We start from the raw sequence: 23,864 nt of genomic DNA, 5'->3' as shown, positions 1-23,864 counted from the left end.
GCCCACCGCGGCCAGGGAGCCACCATGTTTGAATCACCGGTCTACGTCGTCACCATCATCCTGGCGCTGCTGGCCTTCGCCGAGTTCCTGTCCCTGATCACCAAAGCGTGGGTGCCCTCGCTGCTAGTGATCATGGCCGGCTACCTGGTGCTCTTATGGGGCGGGGTGCTGCCGCCGGACCTGATCCCGAAGTCCGCACTGACCACCGTGGGGGCCGTCCTGGTCGGGGCGGTGATCACCCATATGGGCACGTTGATCCCCTTGCAACAAATCAAGACCCAATACAAGGCGATCCTGATCGCGTTGACCGGGATCGTGTTCGGCGCGATCCTCATCCTGGTGGTGCTCAGCCCGATCCTGGGGTATCCGACGGCGGTCGCCGGCACGGGGCCGGTCACCGGTGGGCTCATCGCCTACCTGATCACCACACAGAAGCTCACCGAGGCCGGTTTCGACTCCCTGATTGCGGTTGCGGCGATCGTGCTGGGCCTGCAGAGCCTGGTGGGGCTGCCGCTGGCCAACGTCCTGCTGCGCAAATATGCGACCAAGATGCGCGACCGCGGAGATTTCGACGTCCCGGCCACCGGGATGGATACCTCGGGGCCCGGGCACGCCGGCGAGGTCGACCCTGCCGTGGCGGCCGGGGCAGTACTGGAGCGGGCGCCGCGGCGCAGCTTCCAGCTGGTGCCGGCGAAGTACCAGCAGCCCTCGATCCTGTTGTTCCTGCTGTTCGTTGCCGCCAGCCTGGCCACGTGGCTCGATGCGTTGACCGGGTTGAACTACGGGGTCTGGGCGTTGCTGCTGGGCCTGGCCGGCCGGGTGCTGGGGATCTTCCCCGAAAAGGCCATGGAGAAGGCCAACGCCTTCGGCTTCGGGCTCATTGCCGTCATCGTGGTCATCATGGCCTCGATCAGCACGGTGACCTTCGCAACCGTGAAGGCCACCATCGGCCCGGCGATCCTCATTCTGGTCGTCGGGGCGGTGGGCATCATGCTCGGCGGTTGGTTGGCCTCCAAGATCTTCAAATGGGATCCGCTCAAGGGCATGCCGATCGCGTTGACGGCGCTCTTCGGCTTCCCCGGGGACTTCATGCTCTGCCAGGAGGTGTCCCGTTCGGTGGGCCGGGACGAGCGCGAACGCACTGCGATCTTCGACGAATTGGTGACCCCCATGCTGGTGGCCGGCTTCACCACGGTCACCACGGCCTCGATCGTGGTCGCCTCCATCCTGGTGACCACGCTCTAGCGACGGCCCAAGCCTCCGGGGCGGGCCACGCCGACAGCGCGGAGGATCGGCTTCCCGATATCGTGGACGCCTCCGCGACCCAGGGCGGCGATGGAACCTGGACGTTCGAGATGACGCTGAGTTCGCCCTACGACTCGCCGGAACGCCATGCCGACGGATGGCGCGTCACGGCAGGTGATCAGGTTTTCGGCGAGATGACATTGACGTACAACCACGCGGCCCAGCAACACTTTACCCGCACCCAGACCAGGGTCCAGATCCCCAACGACGTCTCCACGGTCACCGTTCAAGGGCGCGACCTGGAGAATGGTTACGGGGGCTCGACCCTGGAAGTCGGCCTCGGGAACTAAGGGGCGGGTGCGCTGGGTTACGCAGGCATTGGCTCTTTCCCACGCCTAGCCTTGTGCACAATCGTGCACAATTGATATAGTGTACGAACATGCACTATCGATTTAGTGCACGATCGTTCACATGTAGAGAGGCCCGGGCTTTGCGGCCCGGTGAAAGGCTACCCACGTGAGAACCACCCGAGAGTTCGGCATGGCAGTGCGTCGCATGCGCGAGGAAGCCGGACTCAGCCAACAGGGACTCGCTGATCGCGCCGGGGTATCACGTCGCTGGCTCCTCAACCTGGAGAACGGCAAGCCGAACGTGGACTTCTTCCTCGTCCTGAACTGCCTCGACGCCCTTGATGCCCGCCTTCAACTCACCCATCCGGACGGTGAACCATGGCAGTTCTAAAGGTCTTCCTCGACGGAACACTTGCCGGAGAGCTGAGGCAGGCACCGTCCGGAAACCTCACGTTCCATTATGATTCCGGCTACCAGAAACTACCGCACGCCACCCCCCTCTCGCTGTCCATGCCGCTGGCGTTCGCAGACCACCCCAAGCGCACGACCTTGCCGTTCTTCGAAGGACTCCTCACCGACAACCAGACGGCACGCAGGGCCATGGCCAGCCGGTTCGGCGCCAACGCCAAAAACCCCTTCGCACTCCTGCAGCATATGGGCGCCGACGTCGCTGGTGCCCTGCAGATCCTTCCCCCAGGACAGCGGCCCAGCGACGGAGGGTCCGGCTACGGCATGGACACACTCGAGACGGTAGATGTGGAACGCGAGCTCCAGTCCGTCCTTGAGGAGTACCGCGACGGCCATGCGCCCGGGGCCAGGATGGGCAGGTTCAGCCTGGCTGGCGCCCAGGCCAAGACAGCACTCTGCCGCACCCCCGACGGCCGCTGGGCGGCACCGCGCGGGGCGATGCCCAGCACTCACATCCTCAAGCCAGTCGCCGGGGATTTTCGACGCATCGACATCGTCGAGCACCTCACCATGCAGGCCGCCACGCATTTGGGACTCAACGTCGCCGAAACATGGCTAGAGAATTTCGGCGTCGTCCGAGCATTCGTGACCACAAGGTATGACCGCTCCGAAGAGGGCGGCGTGTGGCGGCGCTTGCACCAGGAGGACCTGTGCCAGGCATTGTCCGTATTGCCGGAGAAAAAATACCAACGCGAAGACGGCGGTCCCGGCGTGGCCGAAGCAGCCCGTTTATTCGCCGGGCTTCCCGTCGCCGAGGATCGCACAGCCGCTGCTGCCGCGTTCTACCAGTGGCTGGTTTTCAATATCACCCTGGAATGCACGGACGCGCACGCCAAGAACTTCGCCCTCATGCTGGACGCCGACCGGGTGAGGGCATCGCCGCTCTACGACCTGGCAACCTTCGCCCCCTACCGCGCTGAAGGAAGTACCACTCACTCCGCGATGAAAGTCGGCGGCGAATACCGGTTCCAGGCCATCAGTCCCGTGAAACTCGCCGCGGCAGCCAAGACACTGCGCCTGGATCCTCACTGGGCCGAGAACGAGGTCGAACGCCAGCGCCTCGGCGCCCTGCAGGCATTCAGCCGGGCGCGAGACGAGCTCGTGGCAGCGGACGACTCCGCCACGGATTTCGCTGATCATGTGCTGGACAAGGTGGCTGGGATCGAACGACTCGGCTGGGCCTAACGCTCCGGTTCCGCAGCTCCTTTGCCCTGCTGGAGGGTTTCGGGAACGCGGCCCAGCGGAACCGCCTCCGGCCGGCGACGGCGCTGGATGTTGCGGACCTGAGAGAGCCGGGCCAGGACCAGGACGGTGACGACGGTGACGGCCACCGAGAGGAGCAGGTCCACGAGGCCGACGTCATCGGCGTTGGCGTCGGCGACCCCGAAGGCGACGAACACGAAGATGCTGGCGTTGCCGACGATGTGCAGGGCCATCGCCGCCTCGAGTCCACCGGTGCGCCAGCTCAGCCAGCCGGCCGCGATCGCGAAGACGGCGATGTCGATCTGGCCGAGCAGCTCGTAGTCGTGACCGATGACGAACAGCGGCACCGGCAGCAGGATGGCGAAGGCCGGGTGCCGCAGCCAGCCACCGAGGGTCTGCATCAGATAGCCCCGGAAGACGTACTCCTCGGCCGCTGCCTGGAACGGGACCACCAGCAGGGCCGCAGCCAACAGCGCCAGGGTCGTTCCTCCGTCGTACCTGAATTCGCCTGCCTCCGTGGTTCCGGGGAGGACTTGTGCCACGAATTGGGCGATCACGTTGATCACCAGGGCTGCGCCGAGACACCAGAGCAGCCAGGTCCAACGCAGCCGGCCGACGACGGAGGAGAGCAGCCCCACGGGCTTCGCGCCCAGGATCAGGGTGGCCAGCCAGAGGGCGGGAATCATCAGCGCCAGTGAGGCCAGCATGGGGATCAGGACGAAGGGATCGTTCATGTCCATCAGGCCGGGGCCGCTGAGCACCCGATCCATGGAGCGTTCGAATCCGGGGCTGACCAGCCCTGCGATGACGACCCCCAGCATGGCCGCGATCATGAACCCCACGTAGATGCCGACACCGATCACCCCGACCAGCAACGGCTTCCACCACCGGTAGCCGGCCCATCCGCGGGCCAACCGGTGATAGGCCAGAGGCGCGGTGCCGTCGGTCTCGGTGGTCGCGGCGGTCTCGCTGGTCCGGGGCGGGTGCGGTGTGCTGGTGCTCATCATGGGTCCATCCTTTCCCATCCCCGGCCTCGGGCGCATCGACCCTCGGGACGAAAAACATCCGGCCCAAAGGATGAGCGCCGAACACCCCCTGCGGAGGATGTCTGGGCGGGACCCGCTGGATAGGGTTGGGACCATGACCACCACCGAGCTTTCTGCCCCCGAACGGTCCCGCCTCCGCCGGGCCTGGAGCGGCGTGTGGCGGATGCTGGTGGTCGTCTTCTTCGGCCTCGTGGGCTTCATCGTCGTCTACGCGACGGTCTTCGAACTGGACCCCTCGGGACCTGCCGGGGCTGCCTTCACCGGGTTCATTCTTCTCGATCTGCTGATGGGACTCGCGTGCTTCCTGCTCTATCCCTTCAGGCATCGGGCCCCGCGCACGATCACCGCGCTCCTGGTGGTTTTCGGGGCCTTCTCCGCGTTGGGCTCGGTTGCGGCGATGATGGGCATCGTGTCGCTGGCGACCCGGCGTCGCTGGGGCGAAATCACGTTTGTTTCAGTGCTGTTCCTGACCTCCTCGCTGGTGGCCGAATCCGTGATGCCGGTCCTGCCCGACGAAGAGGCAGCGCCCTGGTGGATCCTTGCCCTGCTGGGCACGGTGTTCACCGCCGTCCTGGTCCTGACCGGGATGTATATCGGCGGGCGCCGGCAATTACGTGCCGCACTGGAGGCCGAGCTGGCCAGCAACCGGCGTAGCCAGCAGGCCCAGTTGGAGCAGGCACGCGCGAACGAACGCACCCGGATCGCCCGGGAGATGCACGACGTGCTGGCCCACCGGCTCTCCCTGGTGGCCCTGCATGCCGGGGCTTTGGAATACCGCACCGATCTACCGCCCGAACAGGTCAGTGAGGCGGCCGGGATCATCCGCGCCAATGCGCATCTGGCGGTCAGTGAACTGCGCGAAGTCCTGGGTGTCCTGCGGGATCCGGCCACGGTATCGAACGAACCCCACTCCACCACTCCCCCGCCCACGCTGGGCCGCCTCGAGGCCCTGCTGGCCGAAAGCCGGGAGGCCGGAACCCCCACCGTCCTGGAGGGGAACCCGCCGTCGGCTACCGAACTGGAGGGGCTGGATGACACCAGCAGCCGGACCGTGTTCCGGGTCCTGCAGGAGGGGTTGACCAATGCCCGCAAGCACGCCCCCGCCCAGACCGTGTATGTGAGGTTGGCCGGTCGTGCCGGTGAACGGCTCACGGTGTCGCTGCGCAATGCCGTCACCGACAGGATGCCCGCCGTGGGCCGGGACGCCGGGGCAGCTGGCCCCAGAGCTGCCCCGGTCTCGGGCATGGGGTTGACCGGGCTCTCGGAACGCATCAGATTGGCCGGTGGATCGCTGAGCGCAGCGGACGACGGCAATGGTCACTTCGTCGTGGAGGCCTGGGTCCCATGGAACCGGTAGACGGAGGCATCCGCGTGGTGCTGGTCGATGACGAGAACCTGGTGCGGGCCGGGCTACGGCTCATCCTGGACGGGGATCCGCTGATCGAGATCGTCGGCGAGGCAGGAGACGGGGCCGCGGCCCTGGACGTGATCCGCGAATCCCGCCCCGACGTCGTGCTCATGGATGTGCGGATGCCCACCATGGACGGGCTGGCCGCGACCCGGGAACTCCTCGCCGAGGACCCCGGGCTCAGGATCCTGGTGTTGACCACCTTCGATACCGACGATCTGGTGTTGCGGGCCCTGGAACTGGGGGCCAGTGGCTTCCTGCTCAAGGACACCCCGCCGGCCCGGCTGGTCGAGGCGGTCCATCATGTGGCCGGCGGCGGGACCATGCTTTCCCCCGAAGCCATCGGGCATCTGGTCACCGCCGCCACCGCCCACCACAGCCGGGCCGAAGCAGATACCGAAGCCGTCCGCAGGATGACCCTGCTCACCGAGCGTGAACGAGGCATCGCGACGGCGGTGGCCCGCGGGCTGTCCAATGCCGATATCGCCGAGGACCTGCACATCGGAATCACCACGGTGAAAACGCACGTGGGGAGGGTGTTGGATAAGCTCGGCGCCGAGAACCGGGTGCAGATCGCCCTACTGGTCCACGACGCCGGCCGGGGACTCAGCTCCTCGCCGCGCCCGCAGCCACCGGTTCCCCCGCGCCATCCGTGAGGTTATCCTGCTCTTCGGCGCCACAGGCGGTGGCCTCCCCGCAAGAGGCATCCTCCGTTTCGGCCGGCTCCCCGGAGCAGACCCCGGTGTAGCCCAACTCGAGTTCCACCGCATCGGCGGCGCACCGGTCCCCCGCCAGCGCGGCGGCCACGGAGCGGACCTGTTCGTAGCCGGTGGCCAGCAGGAACGTGGGGGCCCGGCCGTAGCTCTTGGCCCCGACCAGGTAGAACCCGGGTTCGGGGTGGGCGAGCACGGACTCCCCATGGGCCGGGACGGTCCCGCAGCTGTGGAACTCGGGGTCGATCAGCGAACCCAACGACCGGGGCGCTTCGACCGCGGGATCCAGGTCCAGCCGCATCTCGGCCAACGGCCGCAGATCGGGCCGGAAGCCGGTGGCCGGAACCAACGCATCGACGGTCAACTCCCGCCCGTCGGCGGTCCGGACGGTCAGACGCTCGCCGGAGGCCAGCTGGGTGATCGAGAAGTCCTCCTCGATGGTGACGTCGCCGGACTCGACCAGACGGCGCAGGCTGGCGCCGAGTTGCCCGCGGGCCGGGAGCTGGTCCGCGGCCCCGCCCCCGTAGAGCCGGACCGGGTCGGCGGCACCGCGCAGTCCCCACAGGATGCGGGTTTCGGAGTTGCGTTGGCGCAGCCGGCCCAGGCTGATCAGGGTGTTCGCTGCCGAGTGCCCGGCGCCGAGGACCAGCACGGTTTTGCCGGCCAGCTGGTCCTGGTCCTCGCCCAGCGGGTCGGGCAGCGGGGAGGTGATGAATCCGCACCGGCGGGCTTCGGCCTCGCCGAGGGCTTCGAGGCCCGAGCGTCCCACGGGGTTCGGGGTGTTCCAGGTTCCGGAGGCGTCCAGGACAGCCCGGCCCAGGAGCTCGGTTTCGCCGTCGGGCGTGGCCACCCGGATCAGGAACGCCGTGTCTTCGCGGCCGGCGGTGCGGGTGCGGTCGATGCCCTTTCCGCCGGGGTGGACGCGGGAGACGTGGGTGACGCGGTGGTTGTAGCGGATGCGCGGTGCCAGTTCGGGGTGTTCGGCCAGCGGCACCAGATAGTCGGCGACGAGTTCGGCACCGGTGGGCAGATGGGCCTCCGGCGGGGCCTGCCAGTCGGCGGCATAACCGGGGGCCGGGGTTTCGAGGAGTCGGCGGGCGGCGGGGTCGATGTCGTAACGCCAGGTGGAGAACAGTTTGATGTGTCCCCAGTCACTGATGGCGGCCCCGGGGGTGGCCCCGGATTCGAGGACCAGCACCTCCTGGTCGCGTTCGCGCAGCTGTGCGGCGGCGGCCAGGCCGATGGGTCCTGCGCCGATGATGATCACCGGCAGGGTGTTCTCACTGTTCATGCTGTGTTCCTCCTGTTTCCTGTGGTGTGGTTTCCACCGTTTCGGCTCCCGGCAGCAGCTCGTCGATCAGCGACTGGACCCGGGAGCGGATGTCATCGCGGATGGGCCGCACGGCGTCGACTCCTTGTCCCGCGGGATCGGCGAGCTGCCATTCCTCGTAGCGTTTGCCCGGGAAGACGGGGCAGGCGTCGCCGCAGCCCATGGTGATGACGACGTCGGATTCCTCCACCGTCTCAGCCTTGAGCCGCTGGGGTTGTTGGGTGGAGAGGTCGATGCCGATTTCGGCCATCGCCGTCACCGCTGCCGGGTTGACGCTCTCGGCGGGTTGGGATCCGGCCGAACGGACCTCGATGCGGCCTGCGGCCAGCTGGGTGAGGAAGCCGGCGGCCATCTGGGAGCGTCCTGCGTTGTGGACGCAGACGAACAGGACGGACGGGGTCTTGGCCTGGCTCATGCGCCGACCTTTCGTTCGGTTCCGGGGGTGAAGAACTTGCGCGACCACGGCGCCACATAGACCAGTCCCACCAGGACCGGCACTTCGATCAGCGGTCCGACGACCCCGGCGAGGGCTTGTCCGCTGGTGACCCCGAAGGTGGCGATGGCGACCGCGATGGCCAGTTCGAAGTTGTTTCCCGAGGCGGTGAAGGCCAGCGTGGTGGTGCGTTCATAGCCCATTCCCAGTCCCCGACCGATGAGCATCCCGGCCCCGAAGACGACGGTGAAGTAGATGAACAGCGGTATCGCGATACGCACCACGTCGAGCGGTTGGGCGATGATCGTGTCGCCTTGGAGTGCGAAGAGCATGACGATGGTGAACAGCAGTCCGTAGAGCGCGAAGGGGCCGATCTTGGGCAGGAACGTGTCCTCGTACCAGTCGCGGCCCTTGGCTCGTTCGCCGAACGTCCGGGTCAGGAATCCTGCCACCAGCGGGATCCCCAGGAACACCAGGACGGAGAGGGTGATCGTCCAGACGGAGAAGCCGGCGCTGGTGGTCTCCAGGCCGAGCCAGCCGGGCAGGACCTGGAGGTAGAACCAGCCCAGGGCCCCGAAGGCGATGACCTGGAACACCGAGTTGATGGCGACCAGGACGGCGGCGGCTTCACCGTCGCCACAGGCGAGGTCGTTCCAGATCAGGACCATGGCGATGCAGCGGGCCAGCCCCACGATGATCAGCCCGGTGCGGTATTCGGGCAGATCGGGCAGGAAGATCCAGGCCAGGGCGAACATGAACGCCGGAGCCAGCAGCCAGTTCATGACCAGGGAGGTGATCATCAGTTTCTTGTCCCCGATGACCCGTCCGGTCTCGTTGTAACGGACCTTGGCCAGCACCGGGTACATCATCACCAACAGCCCGATGGCGATGGGTAGGGAGACCCCGGCGACCTGCAGTGAATCCAGCGCTTCCCCCAGCCCGGGGATCAGCCGTCCCAGTCCGAGCCCAACGGCCATGGCCGCGAGGATCCAGACGGCAAGGTACCGGTCCAAGGTGGAGAGCTTCTTGGTGACGTGTCCGGTGTCGGTGGGCACGGCGGTGCTGTTCATGGTGTGGAACTCCCGGGGTCTATATCGACGAACATCGATGCATCGAGTATGTTGGTCGATATCGACAGATGTCAATCTCCCGATCGGGAGCGCCAGAAAGCAGGGCAGTTCATGTCCACGTCAACGACCGGCCGGCTCGCCCCGGGCACCGACCCGGCATCCGCCGCCACGAAAACCGCGCCGGGGTGCACCTCCTCCCCCGCCAGGATTCCGCTGGCCCTCGACGCTGCCGAAGCGCTGTCCGTCTCGTTCAAGGCGCTGGCCGATCCGAGCCGGCTGCGGATCCTGTCCATCGTGGCGGCCGGCACCAACGCCGAGACCTGCGTCTGTGATCTCTCCGAGCCGTTGCAGCTGGGCCAGCCCACGGTGTCCCACCACTTGAAGATCCTGGTCGACGCCGGTTTCCTGCACCGCGAGAAGCGCGGGGTCTGGGCCTACTACTCCCTGGTCCCCGGGGCCTTGGATCACGTGGCGGAGAACTTGACCGGGCGCATCGCCCCCGACGGAACTCACTGATATGAGAATCCACCTGACCAGTGTTCAAGGACGCCCTCGTGGCACTTGGGATTCCCTTCAACCAGTTCGCTGTTGATGACGTCCACGCCGAATTCGAACGCCTACGCTGTCTCGGGGTGCATTTTTCCTGGGAACCAATGACCCTCGACCGGTGACCACCGCGGATTTCGATGACACCTGCGGGAACCTCATCCAGATCGTCACCATGGCTGACTAGGCACTACTGCTGGGAGAACGCCGCATCGAAGGAGGCCTCCGGCCGCTTCCACAACAATTCGCGGATCCGCCCGACGGCTTCCGCGGCGCCGTGCAGCCGGTCCATTCCGGCGTCCTCCCACTCCACCGAAATGGGTCCGTCGTAGCCGATATGGGCCAGTGCTCGGAAGGCGTCCTCCCAGGGGATGTCCCCGTGGCCGGTGGAGACGAAGTCCCAGCGCCGCCGTGGGTCGCCCCAGGGCAGATGGGAGCCGAGGATCCCGTTGCGGCCCATCGGCGGGCGCAGTCGGGTGTCCTTGCAGTCCACGTGGTAGATCCGGTCGGCAAAGTCGCTGATGAATCCGACCGTGTCGATGCCCTGCCAGAACATGTGGCTGGGATCCCAGTTCAGCCCGAAGGACTCCCGGTGGCCGATCGCTTCCAGGGTGCGCACGGTGGTCCAGTAGTCGTAGGCGATCTCGGAGGGGTGCACTTCGAGCGCGAATTTCACCCCTTCGTCGTCGAACACGTCCATGATGGGGTTCCAACGATCGGCGAAGTCCCGGTAACCGGCGTCGATCACCTCGCCGGGGACGGGAGGGAACATGGCCACGTACTGCCAGATCTTCGATCCCGTGAAGCCCACGACGGTGTCGGCACCGAGTTTGCGGGCTACCCGGGCCGAGCGTTTCATATCTTCTGCGGCGCGCCGACGCACGCCTTCGGCCTCGCCGTCGCCCCAGATATAGGGGCGCAGGATGCCCTGGTGGCGGAAGTCGATCGGGTCATCGCAGACGGCCTGCCCACCCAGGTGGTTGGAGATGGCCCAGACCTTGAGCCCGTGGCGGTCCAGGATCTCGAGCCGGGAGGCCAGATAGGCGTCGTCCTCATCGGCACGCTGCAGATCCAGGTGGTCGCCGGAGGCGGCAATCTCCAATCCGTCGTACCCCCATGCGGCAGCCCTGCGGGCCACCTCCTCGAAAGGCATATCGGCCCATTGGCCGGTAAACAAGGTGACGGGCTGCTGCGGGGCTGACTGCGGTGTCACGGTCATCGGTTCCTCCTGTGGGTGCGGGGGTGAAGGGGTGGGGTTCAAGATCAGGGGCTCACCGGCTATGTTGCACCGCCGGGTGATCGGTGACCGAGGAGACGTCGACCCACCGGCCGGTGGCTGCGGAAGCCAACACCGCGTCGGTGATCGCGCTGGCCCGCAACCCGTCGGCGAAGGTCGGCAACCCGGAGGGAGATCCGCCGGAGATGTGGTCGTAGGTATCGGCGACGAAGGCCGCGAAGGCTTCACGGTAACCCATGGGATGCCCTGCGGGAACGGTGGAGAGTCGCTGGGCATCGGGGACCAGCTGCGGGGCGTCGCGGGCCAGGATGGTGGATCCTGCCCGGCCGCCGAGCCAGAGTTCGTCGGGGTGCTCCTGGTCGAAGACCACGGAGCCCCGGGTTCCGGCAATTTCGAGCATGAGGGCATTTTTCCGGCCGGCGTCGACCTGGGAGACCATGAGGCTGCCGATGGCACCGCCGGCCATCTCCACGATGCACACGGCAGCATCCTCGGTTTCCACCACCTCTCCCCCACGGGTGGGGTGTGCGATACCCAAGCGGGCATTGACCCTCGCAATGCGCTCGCCCGAGACGAATTCGAGCAGGTCCACCAGATGGGAGCCGATATCGCCGAAGGCCCTGGAGGGTCCCCCGGAAACGGGGTCCACCCGCCAGTTGGTTTCCTGGTCGCAGAGCATCCAATCCTGCAGGTAGTTTCCCCGCACGGTGAGCAGGCGCCCGATCCCGCCATCGGCTGCCTGGTGCCTGGCTTGCCGGGCCATGGGGTGGAAGCGGTAGACGAACGGGACCGTGGCGGTCAGACCGGTGCGGGCAGCGAGCTCGGCCAGCTCCCCGGCTTCCTCCCGGCCGGTGGCCAGCGGTTTTTCGCAGACCACGTGTTTACCGGCATTCAGTGCCGCGCGGGCTTGATCAGCGTGGACGGCATTCGGGGAACAGATATGGACGACGTCGCAGCGGTCCAGGAGTTCTTCCCAGGAGCTGGACGCGTGCGGGATGCCCAACTCGGTAGCGGCGATTGCCGAGCGGTCGGGGTCCGAGGACATCAGGGTGACGATCTCGGCGCCGGCGGTCCGGGCGGCGCGGGCATGGGTGCTGGCCATGAAGCCGCCGCCGACGATCCCGACTTTCAGCGGTGCTGTGGATGTGGTGCTCACGGGTGTCTCCTGCGCAGATGGTCGGGTGGGGGTTACTTAACGGAGCCGGAGGACAGCCCGGCGATGAGGTGGCGCTGCACGAGCATGAAGCCGATGAGGACCGGCAGCGAGACGACCACCGAGGCGGCCATCAGCTGATTCCAGTACACGTCGTTCTGGGAGGCGTAGGAGCGCAGCCCGATCGCCAGGGTGCGGGTGGAGGAGTTCGTCAGCACCGAGGCGAAGAGCACTTCGCCCCAGGCGGTGATGAAGCAGTACACCGACACCGCGACGATGCCGGGCCTCGCGACCGGCAGGACCACCCGAATCAGCGCGCCGAGTCGTCCGGTTCCGTCGATCATCGCCGCCTCCTCCAGTGCCCGCGGGATGGAGGCGAAGAAACCGGTGAGCATCCAGATGGCGAAGGGCAGCGAGAACGTCAGGTAGGTCAGGATCAGGCCGAGGTAGCTGCCCGAAAGCTGCAGCCCCACCGTCCGTTCGATCTGGGTGAAGATCAGAAACAGCGGCAGCAGGAACAGGATGCCCGGGAACATCTGGGTGGAAAGGACCACCAGGGAGAAGGTGCGGGCCCCCTTGAATTCGAAACGGGAGATGGCATAGGCGGCCATGATGGCCAGCACGACCGAGAAGAAGGTGGCGCTGACGGTGACGATGAGGCTGTTGACGAAGTAGTCGGCCAGCGGGACGGTCGTCCAGATGTCCACGTAGGGCTGGAGGGTGATGGTGCTGGGCCACCAGGTGAAGAGCCCGCGCACATCCTCGAGCGGTTTCACGCTGGTGATCAGCACGACATACAGCGGCAGGATCACGATCGCGGAGAGTCCGAGCAGCCCGAAGGTGCGCAGGATCCGGAATCCACGGGTTTCAAGCATCGGTGCTCTTTCCCTTCGGCATGACGAGTCGGATGTAGAAGGCGGAGGCGATCAGCAGCACGATGAGCAGCAGGACGCTCATGGCCCCACCGACGCCGAAGTTCCAGTTGCTGAAGGACTGCTGGTAGATCAGCGGGGAGATCAGTGTTGCCTCCGGTGGGGAGGCCGGCCCGAACAGGACGTAGGGGACGTTGAACTGGTTGAAGATCCACAGCGAGAGGATCAGCAGCAAGACCGTGTTCGCGTGGCGGATCATCGGCAGGGTGATGTTGGTGAACTGCTTCCACAGGCTCGCCCCGTCCAGCGCTGCGGCCTCATAAACGTCGCCGGGGATGTTCTGCAGGGCCGCGAGCAGCATCAGGAACGCGAAGGGCCAGAACTGCCAGACCGTCACGATCACCATGACCCAGAAGGCGTTGGAACCCAGTAGCCAAAACGGCCGGTGGTCCAGGAGCCCCAGGTCATCGACCAGCAAACGGTTGATGACGCCGTCGCGCTGGTTGAACATGAACGCCCAGGCGATGGTGCCCACATAGCTGGGCAACGCGTACGGGACCAGGAACAGGGTCCGCAGGAAGCCGCGGCCCCGGAAGCTCGAGGAGAGCAGAACCGCGGCGAACATCCCGATGCTCCAGGCCAGGCCCACCACGATGATGGTGAACAGCACCGTCCGGCCGAGGGCGTCGTAGAACTGGCTGCCGATCGGGCCTGCCGGGTTGAGCCCGTCGACGAAGTTCTGGAATCCGATGAACTTCGCCTGCACCCAGTTCGCGATGCTCAACTGGGTCAGCGCGATGAACGCAATCCAGACCCCGAGGGCCATGGGAATGATGTGGATCAGCAGTTCCATGATGCTCGCCGGGGCGACGAGCAGATACGGGAACAGGTCCTTTTTGCGTTTGCGGGGCGTTGCGGCCGGGGCCGGGCGCCCCGCGGTGCGGGTGCCCGGATCGGATGCGGCCCGACGGCGTTTGCCGGCTTCGAGGGTGGGGCCCATGGTCAGTCCTTTCAGCGGATTCGACGAGGGGTGGGCGGAGACGGTTACATCTGCGAATTCGCGTTGTCCAGCGCCTTCTTCACGTCCGCTTCACTGACCTTCTCGCCCTGGGCGATCTTGGCGAAGAGGTTCTTCACCGCGGTGCCGACCAGGGTCTCCATCTGGCTTTCGGAGGGGTAGAGGGGCATCGGCTGGGCATGGTTGGCCAGGATGTCCTTCTTCAGCGTGATCTCGTCTGATTGGAAGGCCTCATCGTCGTAGGCGGCGGTGACCACCGGCAGCGCGGTGTATTCCTTATTCAGGTAGATCTGCTCATCGTCGCTGGTCAGGTGCTTCACGAAATCGACGGCCGCCGCCTTGTTATCCGAGTTGTCGAAGACCGAGACGTTGATCCCGGCGACGTGGCTCTGCGTACCCTCCAGGCCGGTCGCCTCGGCGGTCATCATCGGCACCGGCGCTGCCTTATAGTCCTTCATGTCCCGGGCGTTCAGGGTCTTGCCGGGGGCCTGATCGAAGAACATGGCCGACTTTCCCGCCGCGAAGTCCTCGACCATATCCGAGCCGTTCTGGGCTTCGGCCATGGACGGGTTGACCACGCCGTCGGAGCCCATCAGCTGGACCCACTGGTTCACGCCCTTGACCACTCCGTCGGTGGCGAACTGTGGCTTGCCGTCGGCGTCGTACAGGGATCCGCCGTTCTGCAGGCCGCGGATGAAGGCTGCGTGGGCGTTATTGGTGACCGAGGCTCCGGCCAGGGACACGCCCCACTGATCGGTTTTGCCATCGTCGTTGGTGTCCTTGGTCAGCTTCTTGGCGTCGGCGACGAAATCATCCCAGGTGGCCGGCGGGCTCTCGATGCCGGCCTCCTTGAACATCTTGGTGTTGTAGTACATCGAATAGCTCAGCCCGTAGAGCGGGACGGAGGTCGGCACTTTGCCCTCGGCCCCGCCGGTGGCCCAGCTGGTCTGCACGAAGCGGTCCTGTCCGCCGATCTTGTCCAGGGCGTCGCCTTCCCAAGGCATGAAGGCGCCGGAGGCCTGCAGGGAGACAGCCCAGGTGTTGCCGATGTTCAGCACGTCGGGCCCGTCGCCCGAGGAGACGGCGGTGAGGATGCGGTTGTAGAGGTCGCTCCACGGGATCACCTCGAGCTCGACCTTGGTTCCGGTCTCCTCGGTGTAGCGGTCGATGGAATCCTGCAGCACCCGCTCGTCGTCGGTAACCGAGGTGCCCTGGTTGGAGGCCCAGTAGGTGATGGTTCCACCGGCCTTTGCGTCGCCGACGTCGTCATTACTTGAGCTGCCGCAGGCCGAAAGGCCCAGGGCGAGGGTACCGATAGAGAGGACGGCGGCCCATTTCATGGGGGTTTTCATGGTGGTTTCTCTTTTTCTTCTCATCGGGCGGGGCCCGGGTGCGGTGATGCTGAGGGCAAGCGGTGGCTAGGTGGCCTGTTGCTGGAGTGGATACGGAGGGATGCGCCGGGCTGGCCCGGTGTGTTTGATCAGACGGAGCTGCTGGCTTTCGAAGGGTCCCAGTCGGCGTCCAGCGGCGTGGAGGGCTGGACCGTGCTGGTCACGTCGACAAATTGTCCGGAGTTTGCGGCTTCGCTGATGGAGACCATGGTGTCCAGGACGTGGAAGGCCAGTTCCCCGGGAACCCGTTCAGGTCGGCCCTCGTGGAGGGCTTGCGCGAGTTCGGCGACACCGGTGCCCCGGGTGAACAGGGAGCCTTCGGCCTCGATGACGCGGGATTCGTCCTCGCCGGTATGGAGGGTGGTCTCACCGTCGAACATGTTGGGATCCGGGAACACTGCGGTGCCCTCGGTGCCGGCGATCTCGACGAACCCGGCGCGCGGGAGTTTCGAATCGAAGCTGAAGACCGATTGCGCGCTCGCCCCGGATTCAAATTCGATCAACGCGGATATATGGGTAGGCACCTCGACGGGGAACTCGGTGCCGGCCTTCGGCCCGGAGCCAATGGTGCGGCTGGCGCGGGCCTGGGAGGCTGTCGCGGCTACCCGACTGATCGGACCGAAGACCTGAACCAGCGTGGTCAGGTAGTAGGGGCCGACGTCGAACATGGGGCCGGCGCCGTGCGCGAACAGGAATTCGGGGCTGGGGTGCCAGGATTCGGGTCCGGGAACCTGGAAGAGGGTCAGCCCGGTCAGCGGCTGGCCGATGGACCCGGCGTGGACGGCGCGCAGTGCAGTTTGCAGCCCGGCGCCCAGGAACGTGTCGGGGGCCACGGCCACGCGGACCCCTGCTTCGGCGGCGGCATCCATGAGTTCGCGCCCGGACTCGCGGTCCAGCGCATAGGGTTTCTCTCCCCAGACGTGCTTGCCGGCGCGGACGGCTTGGAGGGCGACCTCGACGTGTACTGCCGGGATGGTCAGATTGACGACGATCTCCACATTGGGGTTCTCCAAGAGTGCTTGATAGGAACCCGAGGCCGGGACCCCCCATGCGGCAGCCTGGCTGGCAGCGCGTGCCTCATCGAGGTCGGCGATGAAGAGCACCCGTAAATCAGGGAAGCGCGTGAGGTTTTCCAGATACTGGTCGCTAATGGTTCCAGCGCCGACGATTCCAATGCCCGTGGTGGTGCTCATTTGGTTCCTGCCAGGAAGTTGTAGGAATCGGTGACGGCCTCCAGGACGTCACCGTCGAAGTCATCGAGCTCAATCACGCGCAGCGCGTGGGGTGCGGCGGCAAGGATCTCGGCAATCGGCATCGATCCCGCACCGACCGCTACTTGTTCCAGGTCGTTCTTGGTCTTGGGCCCGTCCTTCACGTGAAGGGCCTGGACGCGATCACCCAGCCGGCCCAAGAGTTCGGGAGCACTTTCTCCTCCGACTTCCGCCCAGTAGGTGTCCACTTCCAGGACAACGGCCTCCCCCACCTCCTCGGCAAAGACCTCCAGGGCTGCGGTTCCGTCGATCCGGTTCTCCAGCTCGAAGGCGTGGTTGTGATAGCCGACGGCCAGCCCGTGCTCGGCGGCCTGCGCAGCAATGTCCTTCAGCTCGCGGGCAATGGCGGCTACGGACTCGCGGCTGGCCCAGCGAGATTCGTCGATATGGGGATCGATGATGGTGCCGATGCCCAGTTGCTTCGCTGCGGCAAAGATCGCGTCGAGGTCCCCTCCCAAGAGCTTCACATGGGCGGTCGGAGCAGAGAGGCCAAGGCGCCCCAAGTGTTCCGCGTATTCCGCGGCCCGTTCGACGAAGGCGTAGGGCTCGACCTGGCTGAAGCCGATGCCGGCAATCGCTTCAAGCGTTCCTGGTAGGTCCTCGGCCAAATGGCCGCGAACCGTATAGAGCTGGACGGACGGTGTCATGAAGAGGCTCCTCGGTGCTGCACGGACTATCGGGACTACTACTGTTGCGACCATCGTCGTGATGACGATCACATCAACGTTGGATTGAGCGTACGATTACTTTTGACGAACGTCAAGCAAAAGATGTAGATATATACTCAAAAGGTGATTCGCGACCATTCCTCTTCACCAAGATGGGGAATGGCGAATCTACTGGCATGATCGCTGCAAGCAACCGATCACCGACGACGCACGAGAAGAGGGACCATGCCAATCGACACGGCGGAGAACGGCACGGCCGACCTAGCCAAGGCCGGCGAATTCCTGCAGTTGCTGCGTGACGGACGCCCGCGGACTCGGGCCGAGTTGGCCCAGGTCACCGGCATGGCTCGTTCCACGGTGGCCTCCCGGGTGGACACCCTCCTGCAGCTCGGCTATGTCGCCCCCGTGGGAGATTCCACCTCTACCGGCGGTCGCCCGCCGTCGCTTTTTGCGCTGAACCCCGACGCCCGCGTCGTCATCGGCGCGGATCTGGGGGCCAGCCACGCCCGAGCCGTACTGGCGAACCTTGCCGGGGACGTCAAAGCCGAGTTCTGGGAGATGCTGCCGATTGCCGACGGCCCCGAAGCAGTGGTGGGCTGGCTGGCCCAGACCATCGGGCGGCTACTTGCCGAGGCGGGACGCACAACCAACGAACTCGCAGCCATCGGCGTTGGGCTCCCCGGCCCGGTGGAATTCCAGACGGGCCGTCCGGTCAGCCCTCCGATCATGCCGGGCTGGGATGGCTACGACCTACCGGCCCGGCTGCACCAGGACTACAACGTTCCCGTGCTGGTGGATAACGACGTGAACATCATGGCCCTCGGCGAGCACAAAGCAAACCTGCCCACCGACCAGGACATCCTCTTCGTGAAGGTGGCCACGGGCATCGGCGCCGGCATCATTGCCGGCGGCAACCTCGAACGTGGCGCCCAGGGAACCGCAGGAGACCTCGGGCACGTGCGGGTCCCCGGCGGACCAGAGACCCTGTGCACCTGCGGGAATGTGGGCTGCCTGGAGGCAGTTGCTAGCGGCCCGGCCATCGCCCTGAAGTTGGGCCTAACCCCCAAACCGGGCCAGAACATCCCATCCCTCGTGGCCCAGCAAGTGCGCGACGGCGATGCCGCCGCCATTGCTGCGGTGCGTCAGGCCGGTCGGGACCTCGGCAGTGTGCTGGCCACCTGCGTCAGCCTGCTGAACCCGTCGGTCATCGTCGTCGGCGGCTCATTGGCCCAGGTGGGCGAGCACCTCTTGGCAGGGATCCGAGAGGTGGTCTATCAACGCTCACTCCCCCTGGCCACCAAGCACCTGCGCATCATCGCGTCCAGCTCCGGTTCCCACGCCGGCGTCCTCGGCGCCGTGGCCTTGGCGTCGGAGTTCGCGCTCTCGCCGAAGGCTATCGAGGTGCCTCATAGCTAGGCCCTGAACGCGGTGATGCGACTACCGTTTCACCAATTATCGTTACATAGGGGGCCTGATGAACTCCTGCCGCCAGACACCGCGCGTCTAGACCCAGGGCTGCGCCCGCAGACCGTGAGCACCTCGATAGCGCGGTGACTCCGGCTCGCACCAGCCACGGGTCAGTTCCTCGTCGAGAGCGTAGACAGTTACCTGTAGGGGATGGCAGTTCTCCACCGGGTCCTCGGTTCCGGCACCGAACATGGGCTGAGAGAGGTCACCGCCGGGGCACGCCGACAGTGCGGCCAACAGATCCTGCTCGGCGAAGAACTCGAAATAGTCCCCCGGCCGGGCCGGGCAGGTCTTCATGAAGTACTCATCCCGATCATTCAGTCCCGTGCATTGGAAGACGTTGAGCACATCGTGGACATCGAATTCTGTGAGTCCGAACGGCAGCACGGCACGCACCAGGTTCGAATGGCAGTGGAAATCGAAATCAACGTCGTTGAGTATCTGAGAAACATAGGGGTCGCACCGCGTACCCAGGGTGTCGTGCAAACGTCCACCGTCGGCATCGGTACCGTAGTCCGTCAGGGTATCCCCCACGATCGTTGCCATGGGCCTCAGGAACGGCAGGGTCGACCAGAGTCGGTCGTAGGTACCCAGATGCGCGGCCTGGAGTTGACGGGTGCGCGCCGCCCAGAAGCGTTCGCGGGGATCGTGGCGGTTCCACAAATTCAGATCCCCGACCTGTGGACCTTCGACCGAGGAGATCCGGCATACGTGTCCTGCCGGTACCTCCCACGCCTCCCCCGAACGGATCTGCACAGTCAGTTCGCGCACCACGGTGCGTTGCTCCGCCTGTTCGCCAATCCGCCCGTAGAACTCACGGTCAACTTCCAAGGCCCTTCCTTGGTAGGCGGCTTCGGTCAATCGAGGATCTGGTGTCATCGGAACTCCTAGGGGCGAGGCTGGATCCCGTGGTCCCGAGGGCCAACAGGTACCTGCCTATGCTGTCGCTCACCGAGACTAACCACAAGGCCTCTGCTGATGCGAAGCAAGAGATGAAAGGCGGCAGCCATGAGGATCGTTGACTGACCGGGGTTTCCGCGGAGGACCCCGAGGGCACCGAACTCCTCCTCGACCCCAGCGGCCATCCGGCAGCAAAGCCATTCAGGGACGCCCTGGTCGCAGACGGCATCCCGTTCACGCAATTCTCCGTTGACGACGCCCACGCCGAGTTTGAGCGCCTGCGAGGCCTCGGTGTGGCGAGTAGGGCTTGACGGTAGCGCGAGTCCGCGTAGTTGGTAGCGTTTCTGACGAGGCGGTAGCGGCCCTAGTCGAGTTCCCGGGCCGCTACGCTGCTATTCCCAATAGTCCTCGTGGGCCCGAGCCTGGTCGTTGCGGTGTCTACGCATGTCGATCTGGCCAAGGTTGATGATTCTGGCGTTGTTGGCGAGCCGGTTCACGATCGAGTCCGCAGCAACGCGGTCCGGCAGTTCGGCAACCCAGTGCGCCGGCTCGGTCTGCGAGGCAATCATCGTTGGCAACCGATGCTCGCGGTTCGCGAGGATCGCGAACAGGTCGCTGGCCGCGTCACTGTCGATGCCGACCGTAAGGAAGTCATCAATGATGAGCAGGTCAATGTTGGAAAGTTCGTTCAACAGTTTCTGGTGGGCGATGCCGTCGCTCCGCGCGACGATGAGCCGACGGGCTAGATGTACTCGGCCAGGACATTGTTGACAGTTAAATAGGTGGAGACCTCTTAGGTTGGTAGTTACCACAACAACCGATCCAAGAGGTCTCCATGTCCCACGATATCGTCCGTCGCCCGATCCTCAACCACAATTCCCGCCTGACCCCGCACGGTCGACGTCTGCTCGTGGACCGGGTCCATGCCGGCCAACCAGCAGCCCACGTAGCCAAGCAAATGGGAATCTCCCGAACCGCCGCCTACCGGTGGGTCAAACGCTATACCGATCAAGGCCCTGACGGCCTGCGGGACCGTTCCTCTCGGCCACACTCCCACGCGAACGCGACCGATCCCGACCAGGCCGCCAAGGTCCTGAACGATCGACAAGAACACCGCGAAGGCCCCGCGGACATTTCTTGGCGCACCGGCATCCCTGAGCGCACCGTCTCGCGGATCATCGCCCGTGCCGGCTTGCCACGGATCTGGGAAATGGACCCGATGACCGGGGAAAGGATCCGCGCCGGCCGGGCCTCCGAACGCCGCTACGAACGTGAACATCCCGGGGAACTGATGCACACCGACGTGAAGAAACTCGGCCGGATCCCCGACGGCGGAGGCTGGCGCGCGGATCCGGAACAATCGCGGCAGAACCACAAAACCGGCCACGGCAAGGTCGGCTACGACTACGTCCACGTCGCAGTGGATGAACATTCGCGTCTGGCCTATGCCGAGGTCCTACCCAACGAGACCGGAAGCACCAGTGCCGCGTTCATCCGGCGTGCAGCGGCATTCATGACTGGCCACGGGGCTCCAGTCCAACGAGTGATGACAGATAACGCGTGGGCCTACACCCGTTCCAAGGACTTTGCCCGGGCCTTGGCCGACCTCGACGCCAAACACGTGCGCACCAAGCCGCGTCATCCCTGGCAAAACGGCAAGGCAGAACGCTTCAACCGCACACTGCAGGAAGGCTGGGCCTACCGACAGCCATTCGCTGATAACGAGTCACGAACGAACGCATTGAAACCATGGCTAGACTTCTACAACTACCAACGCCGCCACAGCGCCCTCGGAGGACATCCACCCATGAGTAGGTGTCAACAAGGAAATGGCTGAGTACAGCTAGATCGTCCATCCGGAAGTAGAGAACCGAGTGTTCACTCTGGCAGGCGCCGATGGCCAGCGCGCATGCGAGGTAGGTCTTCCCGCCACCGGTAGGCGAGATGATGAGCAAGTTCGTCGCGTCCGATCGCCAGTCATGTACTGCATAGCGTCGCATTCTGACCGGCGTGATGCCGCGCCCATCGCGGTAGTCCACCTCCGCGACAGTCGCCCCCGGGATGGGGAAAGCGGCCTGGCGGATGAGTTTGTCGACTTTGTTGATGCGTCGGGACTCCAACGCATCATCGACGGCGGTGAGGAACAACTGCTCGGGGGTGAGCGTGTCGTTGGCTTCGTCCTGGATGAGTTCCTCCAGCCGGGTCGCGACATGGGTCACGCGCAAGGCCCGGAACTTGTCGTAGTCAATGCTGGTGAACATCACTGTCCCTCCTCGTCGCGTACGTAATGAGAGGCATCGCGAACATAAACATCCGCGGTGATGTCGGGGAAAACGACGGGTCTGACGCGTTTGCGCGTCGAGGCCACCGGGACCACCGGCCGGGGCTTTTTCGCATCGCTGTCGATCGCCGCCATCAAGCGCTTCAGGCTCGTATAGCTCGGATGGGCACGGCGGTTCATGAGTTCCTGGCAGGCCGCCTCCAATCGTTCCCGGTTGTTTTTGCCGAGACCGTCGAGGATGTTCTGGCAGGTCAAATAGCCCTGCGCCTCGATCACTTGGCCATCGAGGATCTGTTCGATGACTGGCACTGTTGCCGGCCCGACACTGCGGGCCCGATCGGTGAACCAACTCCTGGACCACAGCCCATCGATGTTGCGATGCTGCGGCGGAACATGTTCGGGCAACGTCGAGTATTGCCCCTTGCGGCCCGTCAACCGGGGGTGCTCGCAGATCCTCTCGTGTCCGTCGAAGACGGTCAGCCGGGACGATGTCAGCCTCACCCGCAGCAACCGGCCCGCCAACGCAAACGGCACGGAATACCGTTGCGTGTCCGCGGTGACGTGGTAGTTTCGAGCCGCCTTCAGCTCCTTCCACTCGACGTCCTCAAACCCGTCCTCGGGCAGCGGGCCGAGAACGGGGGCTTCCTCGGCTTTGAATCTCTCCCACCGGGACGTGTCGTCGGCGCGGCGGATATCATGATTGATCTCCCTCACCCGCTCCTCGATCGCCTCGTTCAGCTCGCTGAGGGTCGTGAATACATCGTCCTCGAGATAGCCGATGACGCGTTTGTTCACCACGTTGACCGCGTTTTCGGCCGCCGCCTTGTCTCGGGGTTTCTTCACTCGCGCCGGCACGATCGCGGTCTGGTAGTGGTCGGCGAGCTGCTGATAACGTGCGTTCACCACCCGCTCGGCATCACCCTTGCGGGCCTGGTGGGTCGAGGTCGTCGGGTTATCAGGCACGACGATCTGCGCCACGCCACCAAAGAACGCGAAAGACTGCACGTGGGCGTCGAGCCACGCCGGGGACTTCATATCCGCATAGGCGCGGCAGAACACCGCGCCAGAGTACGGCAACACCGCAACGAACAGAACCGCTCGGACCACCTCGCCGGAGATCGCGTCCACGACGTCCATTGTGTCGCCGGCCCAGTCCACCAGCATCGCCCGACCTGGCTGGTGGCGCAGCACGGCCACGAGATCGTGGGTGCGGAGGTAGTCGGTGAACAGTGCACAGAACTGCGAATACCCATACTTCTTCCCGGCTTCCTTGGTGTCGATGTATCGACGCCAGGCCAACAGCAAAGTGAAGTGCCGGTTCTGCTTCATCGCCGCCACCACCCGCGACAGGTCGGGCTGGTCATACTCATCCGAGACTTTCCGCCGCCCGTCCGGGAACCACTGCGCGAGCTCAGCGTCGCTCACCGCGACCACCGAGGTCAGGGCCCGCTCACGGATTTCTTGCCGAACCCGTGACACGTCGCGGTGCGAGCATTCCGCGATCTCTACAACCTCGCGGTAGCTGCGCCCCTCCAGCAGCAGCACCAAGATCTTTCGATAGTCCGCCATGACCCCACCCTCCAAAATGAAAAGACAACACCCCTTGTGTCGTCATCTCACATCAGAGCAGCCCCATGCCCGGAGCGCTACCATATCCCCGGAACCGTGCTACCAAATGTCCAGACGTGCGCTACCGTCAAGCGCTACTCGCCACTCGGTGTTCGTTTCACGCAAGAACCCTCCACCTTGGGCCCGGTGACCACCGACCTGTTGGACGACGACTGCATGAACCTC

23 protein-coding genes and 1 pseudogene are annotated in these 23,864 nt (G+C 65.2%); 9 read left to right on the top strand and 15 right to left on the bottom strand.

What is annotated here, in order from left to right; genetic code table 11:
- The first annotated feature begins 24 nt into the window (after positions 1 to 24).
- From ACT3S2_RS04275 to ACT3S2_RS04260, 4 genes are all read left to right on the top strand, one after another.
- Positions 25 to 1,245, top strand: a complete 1,221-nt coding sequence (locus ACT3S2_RS04275) for a hypothetical protein (RefSeq protein ID WP_444561310.1) — start codon at positions 25 to 27, stop codon at positions 1,243 to 1,245.
- Between the two features lie 110 nt (positions 1,246 to 1,355).
- Positions 1,356 to 1,595 carry a hypothetical protein gene (locus tag ACT3S2_RS04270; protein WP_444561309.1) on the top strand — a complete coding sequence of 80 codons (240 nt, stop codon included), beginning with the start codon at positions 1,356 to 1,358 and terminating at the stop codon, positions 1,593 to 1,595.
- Between the two features lie 166 nt (positions 1,596 to 1,761).
- Entirely contained in the window at positions 1,762 to 1,986 is a 225-nt protein-coding gene (locus tag ACT3S2_RS04265) for a helix-turn-helix domain-containing protein (RefSeq protein WP_444561308.1), read from the top strand.
- On the top strand, positions 1,974 to 3,248 hold the full coding sequence (locus ACT3S2_RS04260; RefSeq protein ID WP_444561307.1) for a HipA domain-containing protein: 1,275 nt from the start codon (positions 1,974 to 1,976) through the stop codon (positions 3,246 to 3,248). The genes ACT3S2_RS04265 and ACT3S2_RS04260 overlap by 13 nt, the downstream gene beginning before the upstream one ends.
- Here the strand turns inward: ACT3S2_RS04260 and ACT3S2_RS04255 are convergent.
- Positions 3,245 to 4,273 (bottom strand): lysostaphin resistance A-like protein, encoded by a 1,029-nt coding sequence (locus ACT3S2_RS04255; protein ID WP_444561306.1) that lies wholly within the window; start codon positions 4,271 to 4,273, stop codon positions 3,245 to 3,247. The two genes, ACT3S2_RS04260 and ACT3S2_RS04255, sit on opposite strands and share 4 nt — an antisense overlap.
- Before the next feature lie 133 nt (positions 4,274 to 4,406).
- On the opposite strand from ACT3S2_RS04255, the gene ACT3S2_RS04250 reads away from it, so the two are divergent.
- Together ACT3S2_RS04250 and ACT3S2_RS04245 are read left to right on the top strand one after the other, a co-directional pair.
- Complete coding sequence (locus ACT3S2_RS04250; protein WP_444561305.1) at positions 4,407 to 5,669, top strand: histidine kinase; 1,263 nt, start codon at positions 4,407 to 4,409, stop codon at positions 5,667 to 5,669.
- Complete coding sequence (locus tag ACT3S2_RS04245) at positions 5,657 to 6,376, top strand: response regulator transcription factor (protein WP_444561304.1); 720 nt, start codon at positions 5,657 to 5,659, stop codon at positions 6,374 to 6,376. Before ACT3S2_RS04250 ends, ACT3S2_RS04245 begins: the two co-directional genes overlap by 13 nt.
- Here ACT3S2_RS04245 and ACT3S2_RS04240 read toward each other — a convergent pair.
- The 3 genes from ACT3S2_RS04240 to arsB are packed head-to-tail and all read right to left on the bottom strand — an operon-like array spanning position 6,327 to position 9,266.
- The gene (locus tag ACT3S2_RS04240; RefSeq protein ID WP_444561303.1) at positions 6,327 to 7,724 is read right to left on the bottom strand and encodes an FAD-dependent oxidoreductase; all 1,398 of its coding nucleotides are present in this window, start codon (positions 7,722 to 7,724) and stop codon (positions 6,327 to 6,329) included. The two genes, ACT3S2_RS04245 and ACT3S2_RS04240, sit on opposite strands and share 50 nt — an antisense overlap.
- Positions 7,714 to 8,178 carry an arsenate reductase ArsC gene (locus ACT3S2_RS04235; RefSeq protein WP_444561302.1) on the bottom strand — a complete coding sequence of 155 codons (465 nt, stop codon included), beginning with the start codon at positions 8,176 to 8,178 and terminating at the stop codon, positions 7,714 to 7,716. Before ACT3S2_RS04235 ends, ACT3S2_RS04240 begins: the two co-directional genes overlap by 11 nt.
- Positions 8,175 to 9,266, bottom strand: coding sequence for an ACR3 family arsenite efflux transporter (gene arsB / locus ACT3S2_RS04230; RefSeq protein ID WP_444561301.1), 1,092 nt, complete (start codon positions 9,264 to 9,266; stop codon positions 8,175 to 8,177). The genes ACT3S2_RS04235 and arsB overlap by 4 nt, the downstream gene beginning before the upstream one ends.
- Positions 9,267 to 9,377: 111 nt before the next feature.
- On the opposite strand from arsB, the gene ACT3S2_RS04225 reads away from it, so the two are divergent.
- Positions 9,378 to 9,782, top strand: coding sequence for an ArsR/SmtB family transcription factor (locus tag ACT3S2_RS04225; protein ID WP_444561300.1), 405 nt, complete (start codon positions 9,378 to 9,380; stop codon positions 9,780 to 9,782).
- Positions 9,783 to 10,002: 220 nt separating this feature from the next.
- On the opposite strand, the gene ACT3S2_RS04220 is transcribed toward ACT3S2_RS04225, so the two are convergent.
- The 7 genes from ACT3S2_RS04220 to ACT3S2_RS04190 all read right to left on the bottom strand — a co-directional run bounded on the left by ACT3S2_RS04220 (position 10,003) and on the right by ACT3S2_RS04190 (position 17,401).
- Entirely contained in the window at positions 10,003 to 11,031 is a 1,029-nt protein-coding gene (locus tag ACT3S2_RS04220; protein ID WP_444561299.1) for a sugar phosphate isomerase/epimerase family protein, read from the bottom strand.
- Positions 11,032 to 11,083: 52 nt separating this feature from the next.
- Entirely contained in the window at positions 11,084 to 12,205 is a 1,122-nt protein-coding gene (locus tag ACT3S2_RS04215; protein ID WP_444561298.1) for a Gfo/Idh/MocA family protein, read from the bottom strand.
- 32 nt (positions 12,206 to 12,237) lie between these two features.
- Positions 12,238 to 13,077: a carbohydrate ABC transporter permease gene (locus tag ACT3S2_RS04210; protein ID WP_444561297.1), complete on the bottom strand. Its 840-nt coding sequence runs from the start codon at positions 13,075 to 13,077 to the stop codon at positions 12,238 to 12,240.
- Positions 13,070 to 14,074: a carbohydrate ABC transporter permease gene (locus ACT3S2_RS04205; protein ID WP_444561296.1), complete on the bottom strand. Its 1,005-nt coding sequence runs from the start codon at positions 14,072 to 14,074 to the stop codon at positions 13,070 to 13,072. Before ACT3S2_RS04205 ends, ACT3S2_RS04210 begins: the two co-directional genes overlap by 8 nt.
- Positions 14,075 to 14,118: 44 nt before the next feature.
- Positions 14,119 to 15,444 (bottom strand): ABC transporter substrate-binding protein, encoded by a 1,326-nt coding sequence (locus tag ACT3S2_RS04200; RefSeq protein ID WP_444561295.1) that lies wholly within the window; start codon positions 15,442 to 15,444, stop codon positions 14,119 to 14,121.
- Between the two features lie 128 nt (positions 15,445 to 15,572).
- Complete coding sequence (locus ACT3S2_RS04195; RefSeq protein ID WP_444561294.1) at positions 15,573 to 16,676, bottom strand: Gfo/Idh/MocA family protein; 1,104 nt, start codon at positions 16,674 to 16,676, stop codon at positions 15,573 to 15,575.
- Positions 16,673 to 17,401: a sugar phosphate isomerase/epimerase family protein gene (locus ACT3S2_RS04190; protein ID WP_444561293.1), complete on the bottom strand. Its 729-nt coding sequence runs from the start codon at positions 17,399 to 17,401 to the stop codon at positions 16,673 to 16,675. Before ACT3S2_RS04190 ends, ACT3S2_RS04195 begins: the two co-directional genes overlap by 4 nt.
- 246 nt (positions 17,402 to 17,647) lie before the next feature.
- On the opposite strand from ACT3S2_RS04190, the gene ACT3S2_RS04185 reads away from it, so the two are divergent.
- Positions 17,648 to 18,838, top strand: coding sequence for an ROK family protein (locus tag ACT3S2_RS04185; protein WP_444561292.1), 1,191 nt, complete (start codon positions 17,648 to 17,650; stop codon positions 18,836 to 18,838).
- An 87-nt stretch (positions 18,839 to 18,925) separates the two neighbouring features.
- Here ACT3S2_RS04185 and ACT3S2_RS04180 read toward each other — a convergent pair whose 3' ends face one another.
- A complete protein-coding gene (locus ACT3S2_RS04180; RefSeq protein ID WP_444561291.1) occupies positions 18,926 to 19,768 on the bottom strand; it encodes an urea carboxylase-associated family protein in 843 nt (280 codons plus the stop codon).
- A 413-nt stretch (positions 19,769 to 20,181) separates the two neighbouring features.
- Entirely contained in the window at positions 20,182 to 20,601 is a 420-nt protein-coding gene (locus tag ACT3S2_RS04175) for an ATP-binding protein (RefSeq protein WP_444561290.1), read from the bottom strand.
- Positions 20,602 to 20,651: 50 nt separating this feature from the next.
- On the opposite strand from ACT3S2_RS04175, the gene ACT3S2_RS04170 reads away from it, so the two are divergent.
- The gene (locus ACT3S2_RS04170) at positions 20,652 to 21,626 is read left to right on the top strand and encodes an IS481 family transposase (RefSeq protein ID WP_444561318.1); all 975 of its coding nucleotides are present in this window, start codon (positions 20,652 to 20,654) and stop codon (positions 21,624 to 21,626) included.
- A 19-nt stretch (positions 21,627 to 21,645) separates the two neighbouring features.
- Here the strand turns inward: ACT3S2_RS04170 and ACT3S2_RS04165 are convergent.
- Together ACT3S2_RS04165 and istA are read right to left on the bottom strand one after the other, a co-directional pair.
- Positions 21,646 to 22,050 (bottom strand): annotated as a pseudogene (locus ACT3S2_RS04165) (ATP-binding protein); the annotation flags it as partial.
- On the bottom strand, positions 22,050 to 23,639 hold the full coding sequence (gene istA, locus ACT3S2_RS04160) for an IS21 family transposase (RefSeq protein WP_444561289.1): 1,590 nt from the start codon (positions 23,637 to 23,639) through the stop codon (positions 22,050 to 22,052). The gene istA and the pseudogene ACT3S2_RS04165, both read right to left, overlap by 1 nt.
- Positions 23,640 to 23,864: the final 225 nt, after the last annotated feature.

Source organism: Arthrobacter sp. AOP36-A1-22 (assembly GCF_052377615.1).
Lineage (GTDB): Bacteria > Actinomycetota > Actinomycetes > Actinomycetales > Micrococcaceae > Arthrobacter_H.
This window is presented reverse-complemented; position numbering and strand designations above follow the sequence as displayed.